General features: G+C 54.8%; 13 protein-coding genes. 10 read left to right on the top strand and 3 right to left on the bottom strand.

Going from position 1 to position 19,220, the window contains the following annotated elements; all coding sequences use genetic code 11:
- Positions 1-19: 19 nt before the first annotated feature.
- Positions 20-901, bottom strand: coding sequence for an NAD(+) kinase (nadK, locus tag ACQ66Q_RS20440; protein ID WP_430458458.1), 882 nt, complete (start codon positions 899-901; stop codon positions 20-22).
- Positions 902-1,102: 201 nt separating this feature from the next.
- On the opposite strand from nadK, the gene hrcA reads away from it, so the two are divergent.
- The 5 genes from hrcA to ACQ66Q_RS20465 all read left to right on the top strand — a co-directional run bounded on the left by hrcA (position 1,103) and on the right by ACQ66Q_RS20465 (position 8,184).
- Complete coding sequence (hrcA, locus tag ACQ66Q_RS20445; protein ID WP_430458459.1) at positions 1,103-2,110, top strand: heat-inducible transcriptional repressor HrcA; 1,008 nt, start codon at positions 1,103-1,105, stop codon at positions 2,108-2,110.
- A 42-nt stretch (positions 2,111-2,152) separates the two neighbouring features.
- Positions 2,153-2,713, top strand: a complete 561-nt coding sequence (gene grpE, locus ACQ66Q_RS20450; protein ID WP_430458460.1) for a nucleotide exchange factor GrpE — start codon at positions 2,153-2,155, stop codon at positions 2,711-2,713.
- A 208-nt stretch (positions 2,714-2,921) separates the two neighbouring features.
- On the top strand, positions 2,922-4,409 hold the full coding sequence (locus ACQ66Q_RS20455) for an NAD-dependent succinate-semialdehyde dehydrogenase (protein ID WP_430458461.1): 1,488 nt from the start codon (positions 2,922-2,924) through the stop codon (positions 4,407-4,409).
- A gap of 40 nt (positions 4,410-4,449) precedes the next feature.
- Entirely contained in the window at positions 4,450-7,401 is a 2,952-nt protein-coding gene (locus tag ACQ66Q_RS20460) for a diguanylate cyclase (protein ID WP_430458462.1), read from the top strand.
- A gap of 54 nt (positions 7,402-7,455) precedes the next feature.
- Positions 7,456-8,184, top strand: a complete 729-nt coding sequence (locus ACQ66Q_RS20465; protein ID WP_430458463.1) for a substrate-binding periplasmic protein — start codon at positions 7,456-7,458, stop codon at positions 8,182-8,184.
- Positions 8,185-8,216: 32 nt separating this feature from the next.
- Here ACQ66Q_RS20465 and ACQ66Q_RS20470 read toward each other — a convergent pair whose 3' ends face one another.
- Together ACQ66Q_RS20470 and ACQ66Q_RS20475 are read right to left on the bottom strand one after the other, a co-directional pair.
- Positions 8,217-11,807 carry a response regulator gene (locus ACQ66Q_RS20470; protein ID WP_430458464.1) on the bottom strand — a complete coding sequence of 1,197 codons (3,591 nt, stop codon included), beginning with the start codon at positions 11,805-11,807 and terminating at the stop codon, positions 8,217-8,219.
- Positions 11,808-11,886: 79 nt separating this feature from the next.
- Entirely contained in the window at positions 11,887-12,381 is a 495-nt protein-coding gene (locus ACQ66Q_RS20475) for a TIGR00645 family protein (RefSeq protein WP_430458465.1), read from the bottom strand.
- Between the two features lie 207 nt (positions 12,382-12,588).
- Between ACQ66Q_RS20475 and ACQ66Q_RS20480 the strand changes: the two genes are divergently transcribed.
- From ACQ66Q_RS20480 to alaS, 5 genes are all read left to right on the top strand, one after another.
- A complete protein-coding gene (locus tag ACQ66Q_RS20480; protein ID WP_430458466.1) occupies positions 12,589-14,760 on the top strand; it encodes a S46 family peptidase in 2,172 nt (723 codons plus the stop codon).
- A gap of 160 nt (positions 14,761-14,920) precedes the next feature.
- Positions 14,921-15,421 carry a WbuC family cupin fold metalloprotein gene (locus ACQ66Q_RS20485; protein WP_430458467.1) on the top strand — a complete coding sequence of 167 codons (501 nt, stop codon included), beginning with the start codon at positions 14,921-14,923 and terminating at the stop codon, positions 15,419-15,421.
- A complete protein-coding gene (locus ACQ66Q_RS20490) occupies positions 15,418-16,128 on the top strand; it encodes a hypothetical protein (RefSeq protein WP_430458468.1) in 711 nt (236 codons plus the stop codon). The genes ACQ66Q_RS20485 and ACQ66Q_RS20490 overlap by 4 nt, the downstream gene beginning before the upstream one ends.
- The gene (locus tag ACQ66Q_RS20495; protein ID WP_430458469.1) at positions 16,118-16,585 is read left to right on the top strand and encodes a regulatory protein RecX; all 468 of its coding nucleotides are present in this window, start codon (positions 16,118-16,120) and stop codon (positions 16,583-16,585) included. The genes ACQ66Q_RS20490 and ACQ66Q_RS20495 overlap by 11 nt, the downstream gene beginning before the upstream one ends.
- A gap of 14 nt (positions 16,586-16,599) precedes the next feature.
- The gene (gene alaS / locus ACQ66Q_RS20500) at positions 16,600-19,218 is read left to right on the top strand and encodes an alanine--tRNA ligase (RefSeq protein WP_430458579.1); all 2,619 of its coding nucleotides are present in this window, start codon (positions 16,600-16,602) and stop codon (positions 19,216-19,218) included.
- The last annotated feature ends 2 nt before the right edge of the window (positions 19,219-19,220 follow it).

Here is a 19,220-nt window from a genome sequence, read left to right on the forward strand (position 1 = left end):
AAGTGATGATTCACAACGATTAATAGAGTTTTGAACCCCAGCCGAGCTTATTGCGCAAGACGTGGAAATAACTGTAGCCCGGTGGATGTACCAGAAACAGTGGCTTCGGATGCTTGCGGATGACAATTTCATCGCCGGGCATCACAGCCAGGATCACGTGACTGTCGCAGCTGATCTGCAGGTGGGCATCATTACTTGGCGCCACTTTTAAGCGGATCTCGCTGGTGCCGGCAACGACCAGCGGCCGGCTGCTCAGCGTGTGCGGGAACATCGGCACCAGGCTCATTGCGTCCAGCTCAGGCGTCAGGATCGGGCCACCACCGGACAATGAATAAGCGGTAGAACCGGTCGGCGTGCTGACAATCAGGCCATCGCTGCGTTGGCTGAACACAAACTCATTATTGATATAGGCTTCAAATTCAATCATATGCGCGACTTTGTCGGCATGCAGTACTGCTTCGTTGACCGCGCTGTTACTGCTTTTGATTGCATCATTGCGATGCACTTCGATTTCCAGCAAATTGCGTTTTTCGGTGACAAACTGGCCGGCGAGGACTTCCGACAGCGGTAGTTGAAAACTCTCCGGCGATAAGTCGGTCAGGAAACCAAGATTGCCGCGGTTGACGCCAAGCACCGCCACGCCAAACCGTGCCAACACCCGCGCTGCGCCAAGCATATTGCCATCACCACCGACCACAATCGCCAAATCACATTGTTTGCCCAAATCGACTAAATCTGCCGCTTCAACGGCTGGCAGCCCAAGCGTTGCGGCCACGCGTTCTTCCACCAGAATGCGGACATCATATTTGCACAGGAAGTGATACAGACTGACCAACGTGTGGTTAGCGCCTTGATGATTGGGTTTGCCGATAAGGCCAATGGTGCGAAAACTCGTAGTCATGCAGGACATTCCGCTTGCTGCTTATCGGCCGAGTATACAAAGCCGGGGCGGTGGCTGCCAGACTTTCCTGCAGCAGAGTGTCAGGCCTGGTCCGCTGGTGTTCTATTTGCCGGCTACGCTTGCAGCAAATCAGGTCATTGATTTTTTCGGTTATATCCCCACTATAGACAAGTGTTTTATTCCTAACGAGCAACAGACCCGATGCTGAGCCGGCCCGAGCTGATCCTGAAACTGATCGTTGAGCAGTACCTGAGTGATGGAGCGCCGGTATCGTCGAAATTTATTTCCGAGCAGGGCGGGTTGCAGGTCAGCTCGGCCACAGTGCGCAATACCATGGTCCAGCTTGAGCAGATGGGGTTGATCCGGTCGCCGCATACCTCGGCCGGCCGCGTGCCGACCACGCAGGGGATCCGGCTGTTTATCGATAAAATGTTGCAGCTCGAAGCAGTACCACAGCGTTGGCTCAATGAAATTCAGCAGACTTTGCTGCCGCAATTGCCACCGTCGGTGCTGATCCAGCGCGCCGGACAGTTGTTGGCGAACTTAACCGGTCTGGTCAGCCTGCTGAGTCCACCAAAAGCTGGTGGCCGCGTGATCCGTCAGGCGGAGCTGGTGCGGCTGGCAATGGATAAATTGCTGTTGGTGGTCATTGATGCCGAAGGCGACGTGTTACACCGCGTGCTGGCACAGAATGCCGATATCCCGCAACAAACGTTAAGTCGCAGCCTCTGTGTGCTGAATGCGGCGCTGTGTGGACAATGCTGGCCGGATGCGATTGGCCGGCTGGCGCTGATGGCGCGCACCGAGGGCGGCGATACCGAACGCTTGCTGCTGGACGTGATGGCGCAGCTCAGTCTGGACGAGATGCAGCAGAATCAGCCGCTGGTGTATGGTCAGCATCATTTATTACAGGAAGCCGAGCATCAGCCTGATGCCGCGTTGCAACAAGTGGTGCAATTGCTGGAGCAGCCTGCTTGTTTGCTGCAGATTTTAGCGCCGGTATTGCAGGATCAATGCACCAAATTAATTTTGGGACGCGAGTCGGGGATCACAGAACTGCACAATGTCAGCATCATTGCGCTGCGCTATCAGGCCGAGCCACATCGCGTGCTGGCGTTGCTGGGCCCGAGCCGGATGCATTACGCGCATTTAATCCCATTGGTCGAAGCGGTTGGCTTGCAGTTATCAAAGCACTTGAATCAGCCGTGACAATCCCCATAATAGCCGCATTCATTTCGGAGTAAGTAAGCAATGAACGAACAAGACAAGGTACAAAGCGCGGAACAAGCAACGCAAACAGAGCAGGATCAAGTGCAACTGTCTGATGAGCAACAGATTATCGCTAAACTCGAAGCTGAGCTGGAAAAGGCAAAGACCACAGCGGCTGAACAGACCGATTTAGCGCTGCGGGTACGGGCTGAAGCTGAGAATATGAAACGTCGTGCGGCGCAGGATGTGGAAAAAGCACATAAATTCGCGCTGGAAAAATTTGCCGGCGATTTATTACCGGCACTGGACAACCTGGAACGCTCGTTAGGCTTTATCGATCCGGCCAATGAAGCGGTTAAAGCGCTGGCCGAAGGCGTGGAACTGACGTTAAAAGGCTTGATTGATACTGTTGCCAAATACGGCGTCCAGCAAATTGACCCGCAAGGTCAGCCATTTAACCCGGATTTCCATCAGGCGATGTCAATTCAGCCAAATGCTGATCTGGCGCCAAATACGGTTATTTTCGTCATGCAAAAAGGCTACGAGCTGAACGGCCGTTTATTGCGCCCGGCGATGGTCGGCGTGTCGAAAAAGCCGGATTAACCGGTCGCTTACTTTGTAAGCCAACGCCATGCGTTGAGAAAAAACCAGCTTCGGCTGGTTTTTTTGTATCCGCTTCTCTGGCGCTTACCTTTCAGGCCAACGCGTTGCGTTGTTAAAAACCGCTCCTGGCGGTTTTTTTATCCGCGTCGTTGCTAATGTTGGGATAAATGCGGGTATTATCGGCAGGATCGAATACTAGGAATTTCTGATGGATCTGATATCCGCTGCCACGCCGGCGCCACTGCAGTTGCCTCCTTGTGCTTTGTTGATTAATGGTCAATGGCGGCAAAGCAGTACCAGCTTTGCCGTGGTGAATCCGGCCAATGGTCAGGTGCTGGCTCATGTTGCTTCGGCGTCGCTGGACGATGCCGCAGAGGCTCTGTGCGCCGCGACCAGCGCTTTTGCTCATTGGCGGCGCAGTACCGCCACTGAACGAGCGCAATTATTACAGCGCTGGCATCAGCTGATGCTGCAACAGCGTGAACGGCTGGCGCAACTGCTCTGCGCGGAGCAGGGCAAACCACTGGCCGAAGCTCGGGCGGAAATTGATTATGCGGCGTCTTATCTGAATTGGTTTGCCGGCGAAGCATTGCGGCTGGAAGGAGACTGGCAACATCCGAGTGTCGCGGGCCGGCAACTCTTGAATATTCCTGAACCTGTTGGTGTGGTGCTGGCGCTGACGCCGTGGAATTTCCCCGCTGCGATGGTGACGCGCAAGCTTGGCGCGGCATTGGCCGCCGGCTGCACTGTGTTGTTAAAACCAGCGGAGGCGACGCCACTGACCGCATTGGCGCTGGCGGAACTGGCAATCGAAGCTGGCATTGCGCCCGGCGTGTTGCAGGTGCTGCCTTGTGCCACACCGGATCCGCTGGCGGCATTTCTGATCGCATCGCCAGCTGTGGCCAAAGTCAGTTTCACTGGTTCCACTGCTGTTGGCCGCTTGTTGATGCAGCAAAGCGCTGCCACGTTAAAACGCCTGTCGCTGGAACTGGGCGGTAACGCCCCGGTGCTGGTATTCGCCGACGCCGATCTTGATGTCGCGGTGGCCGGGATTATGGCGGCCAAATTCCGCAATGCCGGCCAGACTTGTATCTGTGTTAACCGGGTACTGGCCGACGCCCGCATCGCACCAGCACTGGAACAGCGGCTCGCTGCGGCGGTGATGGCATTGCAGGTCGGGGCAGGTCAGATTGACACTGTGCAAATCGGGCCGTTAATTTCGGCCAAAGCAGTGCAAAAGGTGCAGCAACTGGTTGACGGGGCGATGCAACAGGGCGCGCGACTGGTGTGTCAGCAGACATTAGCCGCAGCGTTGCAGCCAGGACCGGCTGGCGGTTATTTTTTTCCGCCGACTTTGCTGGCCGACGTGACGATGCAGATGGCGATTTGTCAGCAGGAGATCTTCGGTCCGGTGTTGACCCTGCAGTGTTTTACCGATGAAGCACAGGCATTGCAACTGGCCAATCAGACCGATGGCGGCCTGGCGGCTTATCTGTATGGCGGGGATGAAAAACGCAATTATCGGCTGGCGCGTCAGCTCAAAGCCGGTATGGTCGGGATTAATGCCACGGCGATTTCGGATGCCCGCATTCCGTTTGGCGGCGTTGGCAGTGCCGGGTTTGGCCGGGAAGGCTCAAAATATGGCGTGGCAGATTATCTGCAACTGAAGCACTTGTGCTGGGAATTAGCTGAATAAGGTCAGCCGTGTTTATCGGCTGTCGTGACCGGAGAAGCAAATGCAATGGATTTTCCTTACGTTATTGCTTGGCATCAGCGCGCTGCTGGCCAGTCCGGCTCAGGCGGTCACGCCGCTGCATGACTATTTCCGCGAAAGCTGGACTACGCGCGACGGACTCCCCCATAACACCATCAACAACATCCATCAAAGTGGCGACGGTTATCTGTGGCTGGCCACCTGGGAAGGCGCCGCGCGCTATGATGGCCGCAGTTTTACCATTTTTGGCCGCGACAGTGTCACCGGATTGCCGGATGTCGGGGTGCGGACTTTTTACCGTGAAAACGATGGCAGCATGCTGGTGGCTGGCGCCCGCGGCGGCTTTAGCCGGGTCAGTAAAGGAAATTGGCAGCGTTTTCCGCCTCTTGGCTATCTGATTAATGATTTGCTGCGCGACAGCAGCGGCCAACTATGGTTTGCCACTGAAGGCGGCGGCGTGGTCCGTCAGCTGGCCGACGGGCAATATCAGCGGTTTGGCGTGCAGGATGGCCTGATGGTGCGGGTGGTTTATAAGCTGCTGCAGGACCGTGAAGGTATTTTATGGTTTGCGACTTTGCAGGGCGTCTATCGCCTCGATCCGACGGCGGCTGAACCCAGGTTTGAAAAGGTATCGTTGCTGGCCGGAGCTCCGGATCTCAAAGCTTTTATGCTGGCACTGGATGCGCAGGGTCAGTTGCTGGTCGGGTCAGAACAAGGGCTGTTCCGTCTGGACGGCCAGCAATTTGCGCTGGTACATCCGGCACTGGCGAATGTTGCCGTCACCGCGCTGCATGTACTGGCAGACGGACAGATCTGGATCGGCACTATTAATCAGGGCCTGCAACGGATCAGTGCACTGGGCTATGAGCAACTGGGTGTGCAGGATGGCCTGCCCAATAACCGGGTGCTGAGCATTTTTCAGGACACTGAGCAGAGTATCTGGGTCGGCACCAATGCCGGTCTATACCGGCTGCGCGAAACGCCCTTTACCAATCTGACGCAACAACAAGGCCTGGTGGATAACTATGTCCGCACTGTGCTGGAACACTCGGACGGCAGTGTTTGGATCGGCAGCGCCGGCGGCCTGGATCGCTGGGTAGCGGGCAAACTGCAGCCGGTGACATTGCATGCCGGCGTGTCGGTGTTAAGCCTGGCTGAGGGTGAAAATGGCGAGGTTTGGGTAGGCACTTACGGTGATGGGGTGTACCGGCTACGTCAGGGCAAGGTGATTGAACGTTATGATCGCAGCAACGGCCTGGCCAGTAATGAAGTGCGCGCTATTGCGCTGGCCGGCGAACGGGTGTTTTTTGGCACTTCGGGTGGGCTCAATATGTTGTGGCAGCAGAAAATCAGCACGCTGACTACGGCCGATGGGCTGCCCGGTTTGTTTGTCTCTGCGTTGTATTATCAGCCGCCGGAGCCTGATCGGACCGGTCAGCTGTGGATTGGCACCGGCACCGGGGCAGCCGTCTGGTCGGACGGAGCGATCCGGCCAATGGATCTGCACAGCCAGGAGCAAGCCGAGTATGTGTTTGATTTTTATCATCCACCCGGCACGGATATGTTGTGGCTGGCGACCGACCGTGGTTTGGTGCGTTATGACCAGCAGAAGAACCAATTGCGGCTGGTTGGTCGCGCCGCCGGCTTACCGGTGGATAAAATTTTTAGCGTCTTGGCCGACAGTGCCGGTGCATTTTGGCTGAGCAGTAATCGCGGTATTGTCCGGATCATGCAAACCGAGGCCGATGCCGTGGCAGATGGCCGGCAAACCAGCTTGGGCAATACTGATATATTTGGCGAAGCCGATGGCATGCTCAGTTCGCAGTGTAATGGTGGATCGGTGCCGGCTGCCACTTTGCGTCGCGACGGAACCTTGTGGTTTGCCACCTCGCAGGGCGTCGCGACGGTTGATCCGTCCCGTCTGGCCCAGTTCAGCCTGAAACCGCCGCCGGTGGTGGTGCAGCAACTCAGCGCGGATGGTCGCGCCGTTTCGTTGCAGCACACCACATTACCGGCCGGAACTTTGCGTGTCGTATTTCAGTATGCCGGGCTTAGTTATGTGATGCCATCGCGTATTTTGTACCGCACACAATTGCAGGGGTTTGAACAGGACTGGGTCGAACGGGGCACCGCCAATCATGCCGAATACACCAATCTGCCACCCGGCGATTATCGCTTGCTGGTCAGCGCGGCTTATCCGGAAAGTGACTGGAGTAGCGACGTGGCACGGGTGGAATTTACCGTGTTGCCGCTATTCTGGCAAAAAGGCTGGGTGCAGACGCTGGCGGTGCTGCTGATCCTGTGTACGGTGTTTGGTTTTGTCCGTTGGCGGCTGTACCGGCTCAGCCAGTCGGAATTGCGGCTGAAACTGCAGGTCGCCGGCAAAACCGCCGAGTTACTGGCGCAGGCCCAGTCATTGCGTCAGGCGGTGACGGAAAAGACCCAGCTGGCGGAGCAATTACAACTGCAGGCGCAGGCCTTTGCCGCACAGGCCCGGGAAGACGGCCTGACCGGCCTTGCCAACCGGCGCGCCTTTGATGAACAACTGGCATTTGAATTCAGCCGGGCGCAACGCACAGGCCAGCCATTGTGTCTGGTGATGCTGGATATCGACCATTTTAAAACTATCAACGATCGCTGGTCGCATCAGGCCGGCGATTTGGTGTTACAGCAACTGGCGCAGTTATTACGCCAGCAGGTGCGGGATATCGACCGTATCGCACGCTGGGGTGGGGAAGAGTTTGCGTTGTTGTTGCCGCAAACTGATCTGACGCATGCTGTTGAGATCTGCCAGCGGATCCGGCTGGCGATCGCGGCATTGGATTTTAGTGCCGCTGTACCAGGCTTGCAGGTGACCGCCAGTTTTGGCGTGGCACAACACGATGAGGTCGGCAGTTACGACAAACTGCTGAGTCGGGCAGATCAATTGCTGTACCAGGCCAAAGCGCAGGGCCGCAACCGGGTTTGCAGTTAGTCTGTTGTTAGGACTATGCTCAGTGTCTGTTCAGGGGACACTGGAGCCGTCGGATTGAATGTAAAAACCTGCTGCTGGCTGAGTATCTCGTATCTGGCGCTGTCGCCATCCGCGCTGGCAACCAATGTGCCACTGCGGGTGCCGCACATTGCCGATGCGCCGCCTTTTATGCTGACCGACGAACAGCAAATTCCGGTCGGTGGCATCCTGTTTGATATCTATCAGCAACTGGCCCGCGCTTTAAATCGTCCGATGCAAATCGAAGCGATCCCACGAAAGCGGGTCACTGATTTATTGCTGCAGGGGCAGCTGGATTTTTATTGCAACGGCACGCCGGAGTGGTTCACCGAGCCGCAATTACGCTGGAGCCCGCCGCTATTTGTCCACCGTGACCTGTATATCTCCGCAGAAGCTTTTACCGATTTCACTGATTTCAGCCGGCGCAGTAAAGGCAAGGTTGGGACCACTTTTGGTTATGTCTATCCGACGCTGAGTGCAATGTTCGCCCGCGGCCAATTGCAGCGCGTGGACAGTTATTCGCCGGCGGAAAGTCTGCGCCATCTGCAGAAAAAGCATCTGACTGCGGTGGTGGTATCCGAATTTGAATATGGCTATTTGCTGAAAAATAAGCACGGACTGCATGCGGTTGAAATCGAACGAAACCAGATCCAATGTATGTATTCACCGATGCTGGCTGAATCCACGGTGCTGCAGCTTGACCAGGCGATTGAGACATTGCGCCAGCAAGGCCAGCTGGAACAAATTCTGGCGCAATACCGTTGACGCGGTAGCGCTGACAAATCCACCTGAAAGCCCTACGCCCACTCCTGCACTTTGCTGAGCAAGGTGCGGGCATCAAATGGCTTGGCAATAAAATCGTTCATACCGGCATCGAGACATTCGCGGCGGAATTCTTCGGTGGCGTGCGCCGTCAAAGCAATCACCGGTAAACGGGCATGCGCCGCTTGCTGGCGTAAGATCCGGGTCGCGGTATAGCCATCCATAGTCGGCATATGTACGTCCATCAGCACCAGCGCATATTGGTGCTGACTGAGTTGCTGTAACGCCTGTTCACCATGATCGGCCACATCCACCGCAAAGCCGGCATGCTGCAGAATGATCCGCGCCAGAGTCTGGTTATAGCTGTTATCTTCAACCAGTAAGATCCGGCCTTTAGGCGCTGCATCGCCCTCTGGCGCAGTGGCATTGACCTGCAGCTGCGGCTCAGCAACTAATTTGACCGGCCCGCCTGCTTCGGCGCGATAGCTGCGGATACTGAAGCTAAAAGTACTGCCAATGCCAGCCAGACTTTGTACCTCGATCCGTCCGCCCATCAACTGCACCAGACGCTGAGCGATACTGAGGCCGAGGCCGGTGCCGCCATATTTGCGACTGGTGGATGTATCGGCTTGGCTAAACGCCTGGAACAGGTTCTGACATTGCTCCGGACTCAGGCCAATGCCGGTGTCCTGCACAGCAAAATGCAACCAGACTTCGGCTGCTGTTTCCGGCGGGTTGACCTGTAACGCCAGATCAACGCGCAGGACCACTTTGCCCTGACCGGTGAATTTCACCGCATTGCTCAGTAAGTTAATCAGTACCTGACTTAACCGCAGCGGATCACCAATCAGCCAGGCTGGCACCTGCGGGTCGACGCTGAATTGCAATTCCAGCCGCTTTTGCCGCGCTTGTTCGATAAACAAATCGCGAATCTGCTGCAGCATATCCTGCAACCGGAAGCGGACCTGTTCCAACTCGAGCTTGCCGGCTTCGACTTTAGAGAAATCAAGGATGTCATTGATAATACTTAATAAGATTTTGCTGGAAGCGGTGATTTTACTTAAGTACAGCTGTTGATCGGCAAAAGACTCACTGTTTTGCGCCAACTGGGCGAAGCCGATAATGGCATTCATCGGCGTGCGGATCTCATGGCTCATATTGGCCAGAAACTCACTTTTCGCCACCGCCGCGGTTTCCGCTTTTTGTTTGGCGCCTTCCAGCATCTGCATGGTGTCTTCCAGATGTTGGGTCCGTTGTCTGACCAAATCTTCCAGCTTGCTGTTTTCCTGTAACACCGGCCGCACGCGCCAGCCAACCAGCACTTTCATCAGGCTCAGTGCCAGCAGCAGGTAAACCATATAGGCCCACCAGCTCTGATACCAGGGCGAGGCGATTTGCAGATGTAATGGCGTCGCTTCGCTGATCTCACCAAAAGCGTTTTTATAGCGCAATTTAAACTGATAATTGCCCGGTGCTAAGTTGGTGTAATCGCGGTACGTTTCATTGTGCCAATCAGACCAGGCCGGGTCATTCCCCATCAGCTGCACCTGAAACAGGTTGGTATCGAGGTGGCCGTAGCGGGGCACTGTATATTCAAGCCGCAGTGAATTCTGGTCAGACGCCAGTTGCAGTTTGGCTAGTTGACCGCCGGCAAAGTGCGTCTGATTGTCACGGCTAATTACCCGGCGGATCAGCGGAGGGTGCGCCACAATGCTGCGACTGATCCGGCTGGCATCAAAGCGAAAAATACCCTCAGCGCCACCAAACCAGGTGATGGCCGCATCTTCGGCCAGGATCACATCCAGGGGGGTATCAGCCAGCGGAAATAATGGTGCGGTGGACCAGTGATAGGGCTGGTCTGGTCCGAGCTTTTCAGCAGCGCCGGCCTGACGTTCACCGGTCTGATTGTCCCAGTTAATCATCCAGATACGGCCACTGCTGTCTTGTGTCGGCGAGCGGACCCAGGGTTGCTGCGCAAACAGGCCGCTGAACACCGGATGGATGCCAAACGTCTGAGTACTTTGATTAAACTGATACAAACCGGCCACAGTGGCAAACAATAAACCACCAGACCAGCGATGCACCGAGTTGCGGTTCAGACTGGGTAAGCCAGCCGCTTCGGTAAAGTTATCCAATAAAGGCGTTTGTTCTGTGTCGCCACTGAATTGCAGCCGGTAAACGCCGTGCGCCAGCGTGCCGATCCACAGGCTACCGTCCGTTTCTTCAATCAGACTGTTCAGATTGCCGACCACGCCGGCGACTACACCGAGATTGCGCCACTGACCGTCGCGGTATTGCAGGCGCAGCAAGCCATTTTGCAGGCCAACCCAGACGGTGTCGGGCTGCTGGCGCGACACCAGCAAGACTTTAGCCGGTATCGGCGCGTCGAAGATCAGTTCAGATTTGCCATCGCGATACTGATAAACACCTTTATTGTTGGCGATCAGCATACTGTCGGCAAAATCAGCAAAATCCCAGGTCTGGTTGCTGAAGTTCTCGATGGCGCTGAAATGCGCCGCTTTCACGCCATCAGCCTGCAAACGGAATAGGCCCTGACTGGTGCCGGCAAATAACTGTTGTTGATAGCGGTGTAACGACAACACGTTGCCTTTGAGGCCCATCACATGATTAAACATTGAAATGGCGGAGGACGCTTCGACCCTCGCCAAACCATGATCCATCGCCACCCATAAGCCTTGCTGGCGGTCTTCCATCAGTGCGCGCACATTGTCATCGAGCATGCCGGAAAACTTATTGATATGGCTGTGGATATTGCCTTGTTGGTCCAGCAGATAGATGCCATCCCGCACGGTGCCAATCGCCAGCAGGCCGTTGCGCAGACGCTGACTGGTGTAAATCATCGCTTGCGCCAGTTCAGTGCTGGCGGGCATCTGAAATGGTTCCATACCATTTGGGCCCAACAGAAAAAATCCGGCGTCGCGCGTGCCGATCAGCACCTGATTTTCGTTCCATTGTTCCGCAACAAAAACCGCTTTATCCGCCAGTGGCTGCGTGCTGTTGACAGGCTCCAGCCGGCCGTCCTTCAGTTCAAGCAGGCCGGTATCCTGTTCTTTAATCAGGATCCGGTCATTGAGTTGAAAGGCTTTCATAAAGGCGGATTCACTGGTCCAGCTGCGCACTTCCTGATCGTTGATTAAAAACAGATAGGAGCGGGCGACAAATAGCACCCCTTGCTCGGTGACAAAGGTCTGGCGGATATCCTGGAAATTGCGGTAAGCGGCTGGGATGCGGTCGCGCCACGAAACAAACTGGGCGCCTTGCGGGCGGGCTTTATTGATATAGCCGAGGTCGCCTTTGGCACCGACATAAATCCTGCCGTCGTGGCCAAGCGCCAGTGAACGCACGACGGACTGATTCGTCGTCGCGATGACGCGCCAGTGCACGCCATCAAACTCAAGTACACCCACATTATTACCGGCGTAAATCAAGCCATCGCTGTCTTGCAGCATGGCCCAGTTCTGCGTACCGGCATTGTAATCTTTTGGCTTAAAGTTTTTTAACAGTGGCAGGCCAGCTTCCATCGACCACAGCGGATAACTGCACAACAGCAGTGTGACGACTGCGGCCTGAATGAAGCGGTAAAAAACTTGCGCGGATCCCTGCACAGCAAAACCTCTTGACGTATGACTGACCACGCAGAGCGCGGATCTCCTAAACTAACTCAGCCATCCGTCCGGGTCAATTTCAGACTCGCTCTTTCGTCAGCTTGTCGAGGTAGCCCATCACAAAGGCAGACAAGACAAAAGTGATATGGATCAACAGGTACCACATAATTTTGTCGTTATCGATGTTCGGCGTGTCCATAAATATTTTTAGCAGGTGAATCGAAGAGATCGCCACAATAGACGCCGCGACTTTGTTTTTCAGTGAACCTGAATCCACTTTGCCGAGCCAGGTCAGTTTTTCTGACGACTCATCTATATCCAGGCGCGACATAAAGTTCTCATAGCCGGAAAACATCACCATCACAATCAGGCCACCGACCAAAGCGAGATCAATTAATGATAAAACCACCAGGATCAGATCAACCTCTTTGATGGCGAAGATATTGGGCAGGATATGGAAAATTTCCTGGAAAAATTTAATACCCAGCGCAATCAGTACCAGGCTCAGTCCCAGATAAATCGGCGCCATCAACCAACGGCTGGCGTACATTAGTTTTTCAATTTGTTTTTCCATCGTCTTTACTGCAGCGTCCGGTCATTAAAACTGCACTGGATCTGGGGGATCTTGCCAGCTTTTTCAAGTTCTGTATTTTTTCTGCGGTTGGGACTGTTATTTGCCGGCTGATTTATCGCACAATGCGGCAAAATCCAGATAAATCATCCATGTCGTGGACCTGGTCAGCTGATTTGCTGGCGCGGGTGGATCTAAAGGAATCGTTGAATGAAAATTTCTGTGCTGGCGTTGTCGGTAGTTTCAGTATTGACGGCCGCTGTGGCAAACGCCGATGAAGGCATGTGGCAACCGCATCAGTTGCCGGAACTGGAAGCCGTACTCAAAGCCAAAGGCTTGCAAATAGATGCCAAATCTATCGCCGAGCTGACGGCTTTCCCTATGAATGCGGTGATTAGCCTCGGTGGCTGTACTGCATCTTTTGTGTCTAAACAAGGTCTGGCGCTGACTAATCATCACTGTGCGTACAGCAGTATTCAGCACAATAGCACCGCGCAGAACAACTTGATTGAGCGGGGTTTTCTGGCTAGAACGCCGGCTGAAGAATTGCCGGCTGCGCCTGGCAGCAAAATTTTAGTGACCGAAGCGGTCAGCAATGTCACGCAGCAAATTAAACAGGAGCTGACGCCGCAACTGCAGGGCAAAGATCGGTTTGAAAAAATCGACCAGCTGCGCAAAGAGCTGGTGGCTGAATGTGAAGCGACTGCCGGTTATCGCTGCGGCGTCTACAGTTTTCACGGTGGGTTGGAATATTACCTGATCAAACAACTGGAGATCCGTGACGTGCGGCTGGTACATGCGCCGCCGGGTGGGGTTGGTGTGTTTGGTGGTGACATTGATAACTGGATGTGGCCGCGCCATACCGGTGATTATGCGTTTTACCGCGCTTATGTCGGCAAAGATGGCAAGCCGGCAGATTACAGTGCCGATAACGTCGCTTTTGTGCCGCCCAGTGCGTTGAAGGTGTCGGCGAAAGGCATTCAGGAAGGCGATTTTGTTATGGTGCTGGGCTATCCGGGCCGCACCAACCGTTACAACACTGCTTTTGAAGTCCGCAACCAGTTCACCACTGTGCTGCCGGCTGCACGGCAGTACCGCCACGAAGCCATCGCGCTGATTAAGCAGCATGCGGCAGAAGGCACAGAAGCCCGGATCAAATATGAGTCTATTCTTGCCGGCCTTGCCAACTATGCAAAAAACTATGATGGCATGATCCAGACCTATCAAAAAGGCAGCACGCAACAGCGCAAAGATGAATTTGAAGCGATCCTGCAGCGTTGGATCGAAGCAGAGCCGTCGCGCAAAGCCAAATACAAACCGGCACTGTTGAGCCTGCAGCAATTGCTTGAAGTGGAAACGACCACCCAACAACGCGACCTTATCCTGAATTATTTCGACTATGCCCAGTTGTTCAGTACCGGTCGTAAATTGTACCGGTTGGCGCTGGAGCAACAAAAACCGGATGAAGAACGCGAAACCGGCTTTCAGCAGCGCGATCAGGAGCGGTTCAAAGCTGGCTTGAAGCGGATGTCACGGAGTTTTGATGGTGCGGTGGATTTGGAAATCGCCTTACATTTCCTGAAGCACTATGCCGCGCTGCCAAAACCACAGCGCCTGGCTGCATTGGATCAATATTTCGGCATTGCCGAAGGGTTCGACGAAACTGCAGTGCGCGCCAAACTGACGCAGATTTATCAGGCAAGCCTGCTCGGTGATGAGATCGAGCGGTTGGCCTGGATCGGCAAATCAGTTGAAGAGTTCAAGGCCAGCCAGGACCCGGCCATTCAGTTTGCCGTTGCATTGGCTGAGACTGATCTGCAATTGGAAAACGACAGCAAAAACCACGCCGGCAAGCTGGCCGTTGCGCGGCCCAAAGTAATGGAAGCTGTGATTGCGTTTAACAAAGCCAGCCAGAAGCCGGTGTACGCAGATGCCAACGGCACGTTGCGGGTTACCTTTGGCGAAGTGAAAGGGTATCAGCCGCGCGATGGCGTGGCCTATCAGCCGTTTACCACGCTGAAGGGCATCAGTGAAAAACAGACAGGCCAAACTCCGTTTAACGCACCTGCGGCGCAGCTGGCGGCCATTGCCAAAGCCGATGTCAGCGGCTTTACTCATCCGGTATTGAATACAGTTCCAGTGAACTTTTTAAGTACAGTCGACACAACTGGCGGTAACTCAGGCTCGCCGACGTTAAACGGCAAAGCTGAACTGGTGGGCCTGCTGTTTGACGGTGTGATCGAAGGGATTATTGGCAATTATGACTATGATCCAGCGCTGAACCGCTCTATCCATGTCGATAGCCGGTACTTGCTGTGGCAGATGGAAAAAGTTGATGGCGCGACCAATCTGACCGCTGAGATGGACATTGTCCGCGAGTAAATACCGCTGAAGCGGCGATCAGCAGAAAAAAAGGTGCCAACGGCACCTTTTTTGTCAGTCTGGCTGCGGTTTTGCCCTGATTTAGCACTATGGGAAGCGCCGACATTTGCAGTATGATAGGCCGCCTTATTCACCGCAATTAAACCGAATTTTTGCTGGCATGTTATTAGATCAATCCTTATTTACTGAATTACTTGCGACAGCGGCCCAACAGCCGCGGCGCCGGACATTTTTGAATTTACATCAGAATTTCGCAGAGCCGGTGCAGCGGGTGGTCATTGCGATGCAGCCAGACAGTTATGTCCCACCACATCGGCATACCGAATCACACCAGTGGGAATTATTTGTGATGCTGGCTGGCGCGGTGGATTTTTTGCAATTTGACGATGCCGGCACTGTCACTGCACGCAGGCAACTCAGTGCCGGTTCGGCTTTAACCGGTCTGGAACTGGCTCCGGGTCAGTGGCATACCGTAGTAGCGCGTGCGCCGGGCGCCGTATTTCTTGAAGTTAAACAAGGGCCATTTGACCCGGCGCAGCCGCGGCATTTTGCCCCTTTTGCACCGACTGAGCAGGACGCGCAGGCGTCGTTCTTTCAACAGTGGCTTTGCGCTGCAACCGTGGGCGACGTCAGCCCGACTTGGCAGGAGATAGCCGGATGAAATTACAATTAGTGATCCGCCGGGCGCCGGCGAAAGCCGGTCTGGACTGGCTGAAACAAGGCTGGCTGTTGCTGCGCCAGCATATGCTGTTGCTCGCAATGTTCTGGTTGATGCTGGCCGTGTCGCTTGTGGGGCTGGTCCATCCTTTACTGGCGGTGGTTGCGGCGCTGCTGGGGCCATTTTTACTGGCTGGTTTTTATGACGGCATCGTCTGGGCTCAACAACAGAAACCCCTGACGCTGGACCTGTTATGGCAACCGTTAAAGGAAAGTAGCCATCGCGCAGCATTTATCCGGCTGGCGGGTCTGAATATTCTATTATCAATCCCGAGTCAGTTGTTGCTGGCGCAACAAGTGCCACTGTGGCAAACCGGCGAGGCAGATTTATTGGCCTTATTTGCGTTGGTGGCGATGGCGTCGGTCAATGCGATGTTATTTGCCTATGCGGTGCCGGTGATTTATTTTCTGCGGGAGCAACGGCTGTGGCCGGTGCTGCAAGCCAGTTTTATGGCGTGCTGGCGCAATGTTCCGGCCCTTACGGTGTTTGGTCTTGTTTCCGTGCTGCTGGCGATGACCGGCCCTTTTACCATGATGATTTCGTGGATTTTGATATTGCCATGGCTTGCCATCAGCTTTTTCCTGTCATTTCGGGAATTTTTTGTGCTGACGCCGGCGCGGCCTGATGAGGCGGCAGTGTTTGAAGTCTGACGCTGAAGTCCTGACCGCGCAGCAAGTCTGGCAACTGGCGATTGGCTTGCTGAGCCGGCGCGAGCACAGCAGTCACGAACTGCTGGATAAGCTGCGCCAGCGTGGCGCCGATGACGATTTGGCGCAGGCGACACTGGAACGCTGTCAACTGGAACAATATCAGTCAGATCAGCGTTTTGCCGAGATGTTATTGCGCCACTGTGTCAGTAAAGGACAAGGTCTTGCGGTGCTGCGGCAGTTAAGCCGGCAACACCGGCTGGACCAGGAGTTGTTACAACAAGCGCTCGACAGCGCTGAACCCGATTGGTTTGAACTGGCGCGTAGCTGTGCGCAGAAGAAATTCGGCGAGCTGGCGGCCGGTTCAGACAAAGAACGATTAAAACGGATGGCGTTTTTACAGCGCCGTGGCTTCAATTCGGAGCAGATCCGCTACGCATTACAACATTCAGATAGTTAGGACAGCCTATGTACATGACCTCTGCGCAACTGCGCCGCGCCTTTCTGGACTTCTTTGCCAGCAAAGGCCACCAAATTGTTTCCAGCAGCTCGTTAATTCCGGGCAACGACCCGACGCTGTTGTTTACCAACGCCGGCATGGTGCAATTTAAAGATGTGTTTCTTGGCCAGGACAAACGTAATTACAACCGTGCAGTGACGTCGCAGCGTTGTGTGCGTGCCGGTGGTAAACATAACGACCTGGAAAACGTCGGTTACACCGCCCGTCATCACACCTTTTTTGAAATGCTGGGGAATTTCAGCTTTGGTGATTATTTTAAAGAAGACGCCATCAAATTTGCCTGGGAATTCCTGACTGAAGTTTTACAGTTACCGAAAGAAAAGCTGTGGATCACCGTGTACGCCACTGATGACGAAGCTTTTGACATCTGGACCCAGAAGATTGGCGTGCCGGTCGAACGGGCGATCCGCATCGGCGACAACAAAGGCGCACCATATGCATCAGACAACTTCTGGGCCATGGGTGACACCGGTCCTTGTGGTCCTTGTACCGAGATTTTCTATGATCACGGTGACCATATCTACGGCGGTCCACCGGGTTCACCAGAGGAAGACGGCGATCGTTTCATCGAGATCTGGAACAACGTCTTTATGCAGTTCAACCGCCACGCCGATGGTCGGATGGAACCGCTGCCAAAACCAAGCGTGGATACCGGCATGGGGATGGAACGTATTGCCGCTATTATGCAACACGTACACAGCAACTATGAAATCGATATCTTCCAGGGCCTGATCAAAGCGGCTGCAGCCGTTACCGGCACTGCTGATTTGGACAACAAATCGCTGCGCGTGATCGCCGACCATATCCGTTCTTGTTCTTTCCTGGTCGCCGATGGTGTGATGCCGTCGAATGAAGGCCGTGGTTATGTGCTGCGCCGCATCATCCGCCGCGCGGTGCGTCACGGCAATCAGCTGGGCGCCAAAGGTGTATTCTTCAGTAAGTTAGTGGCTGAACTCGCAGTCCAGATGGGCGAAGCCTATCCGGAACTGATTGAGAAACAAGCCATTATCGAAAAAGTGCTGCGGATGGAAGAAGAGCAGTTTGGCAAGACACTGGAACGCGGATTGCTGCTGCTTAAAGATGCGTTGGCTGCGCTTGGCGATAGCAAAGAGATTCCGGGCGAAGTGGTCTTTAAGCTGTACGACACTTATGGCTTCCCGGTCGATTTGACCAGCGATGTCGCGCGCGAACAAGGTTTGACCGTTGATCAGGCTGGGTTTGAAGCCGCAATGGAAGCCCAGCGCAAACGCGCTCAGGCCGCTTCCAGCTTTGGCCAGGACTACAACCAAACGGTGACTTCTGAGCAAGTGACGGATTTTACCGGTTATACCGAGCAGCACGGCAATGCGGTGGTGCTGGAAATCGTCCGTGACGGTGACAAAGTAGACTCAATTATCGATGGCCAGCAAGCGCTGGTGATCCTCGACCAAACGCCATTTTATGCCGAGTCCGGCGGTCAGATGGGCGATACCGGTACATTAACGCTGGCGTCCGGCGCCGTGTTCACCGTGGCTGACACACTGAAAATCGGCAAAGCTTTTGCGCATCGCGGCAGCATCAGTGGCACTTTATCCGTCGGTGAGCGCGTCGATGCGCAGATTGATAACGAACGGCGCAGCGCTATTCGCAAAAACCACTCCGCAACCCACTTGTTACACGCTGCACTGCAGCAGGTACTGGGCGCGCACGTGGTACAAAAAGGCTCACAAGTGGGGCCTGACCGCCTGCGCTTTGACTTCGCCCACTTTGAAGCAGTGAAAGCCGACGAAGTTCGCCAGATTGAACAGCTGGTCAATGCGCAAATTCAGGCCAACAATGAAGTGTTGACCCGGTTGATGCAGCTGGATGCCGCTAAAGCTGCCGGCGCCATGGCGCTGTTTGGTGAAAAATACGATGACGACGTTCGTGTCTTATCAATGGGGGAGTTCTCGATTGAACTGTGCGGCGGTACTCATGTGGCCCGCACCGGTGATATCGGTTTGTTTAAAATCGTCGTGGAAAGCGGTATCGCCGCAGGTGTACGCCGGATAGAAGCGGTGACAGGTGCGGGCGCTTTGGCTTATTTACACAAGCTGGAACAGCAAGCGCAGCAAGTTGCCGGATTACTCAAAGGCGATGTGCTGTCGATTGCGGATCGCGTTGTACAGACTTTAGACCGCAGCAAGCTGCTGGAAAAAGAGCTGGAACAACTGAAGGCGAAAATGGCCAGCGCTGCCGGTGCTTCATTGCTGGAGAAAGCCGTCGTGCTGAACGGCACTAAAGTGTTGATTGCAGAGCTGTCCGGTGTCGATCCAAAAGGTTTCCGCACTATGGTCGACGAGCTGAAAAACAACATCGGCTCCGGCGTTATTCTGCTTGGCACCGCCAGCGACGGTAAAGTCAGCCTGATCGCGGGCGTGACCAAAGATCTGACCGACAAAGTCAATGCCGGCCAGCTGGTTGGCTGGGCGGCCGAACAACTGGGCGGTAAAGGCGGCGGCAAACCGGATCTGGCGCAGGCCGGAGGCACCGACGTTGCAGGTCTTGGTAAGGTACTCGCGGCGGCCACAGACTATCTGGCAGCGAAGCTGTAACA

Origin of the sequence: Rheinheimera sp. (assembly GCF_965283995.1) — a bacterium.
Lineage (GTDB): Bacteria > Pseudomonadota > Gammaproteobacteria > Enterobacterales > Alteromonadaceae > Pararheinheimera.

Excerpts from the sequence above, each read along its gene's own strand:
- ACQ66Q_RS20475 (WP_430458465.1), bottom strand. The coding sequence starts at position 12,381 with ATGGAAAAACAAATTGAAAAACTAATGTACGCCAGCCGTTGGTTGATG.
- hrcA (WP_430458459.1), top strand. The coding sequence starts at position 1,103 with ATGCTGAGCCGGCCCGAGCTGATCCTGAAACTGATCGTTGAGCAGTAC.
- ACQ66Q_RS20455 (WP_430458461.1), top strand. The coding sequence starts at position 2,922 with ATGGATCTGATATCCGCTGCCACGCCGGCGCCACTGCAGTTGCCTCCT.
- alaS (WP_430458579.1), top strand. The coding sequence starts at position 16,600 with ATGACCTCTGCGCAACTGCGCCGCGCCTTTCTGGACTTCTTTGCCAGC.
- ACQ66Q_RS20490 (WP_430458468.1), top strand. The coding sequence starts at position 15,418 with ATGAAATTACAATTAGTGATCCGCCGGGCGCCGGCGAAAGCCGGTCTG.
- grpE (WP_430458460.1), top strand. The coding sequence starts at position 2,153 with ATGAACGAACAAGACAAGGTACAAAGCGCGGAACAAGCAACGCAAACA.
- nadK (WP_430458458.1), bottom strand. The coding sequence starts at position 901 with ATGACTACGAGTTTTCGCACCATTGGCCTTATCGGCAAACCCAATCAT.
- ACQ66Q_RS20480 (WP_430458466.1), top strand. The coding sequence starts at position 12,589 with ATGAAAATTTCTGTGCTGGCGTTGTCGGTAGTTTCAGTATTGACGGCC.
- ACQ66Q_RS20485 (WP_430458467.1), top strand. The coding sequence starts at position 14,921 with ATGTTATTAGATCAATCCTTATTTACTGAATTACTTGCGACAGCGGCC.
- ACQ66Q_RS20460 (WP_430458462.1), top strand. The coding sequence starts at position 4,450 with ATGCAATGGATTTTCCTTACGTTATTGCTTGGCATCAGCGCGCTGCTG.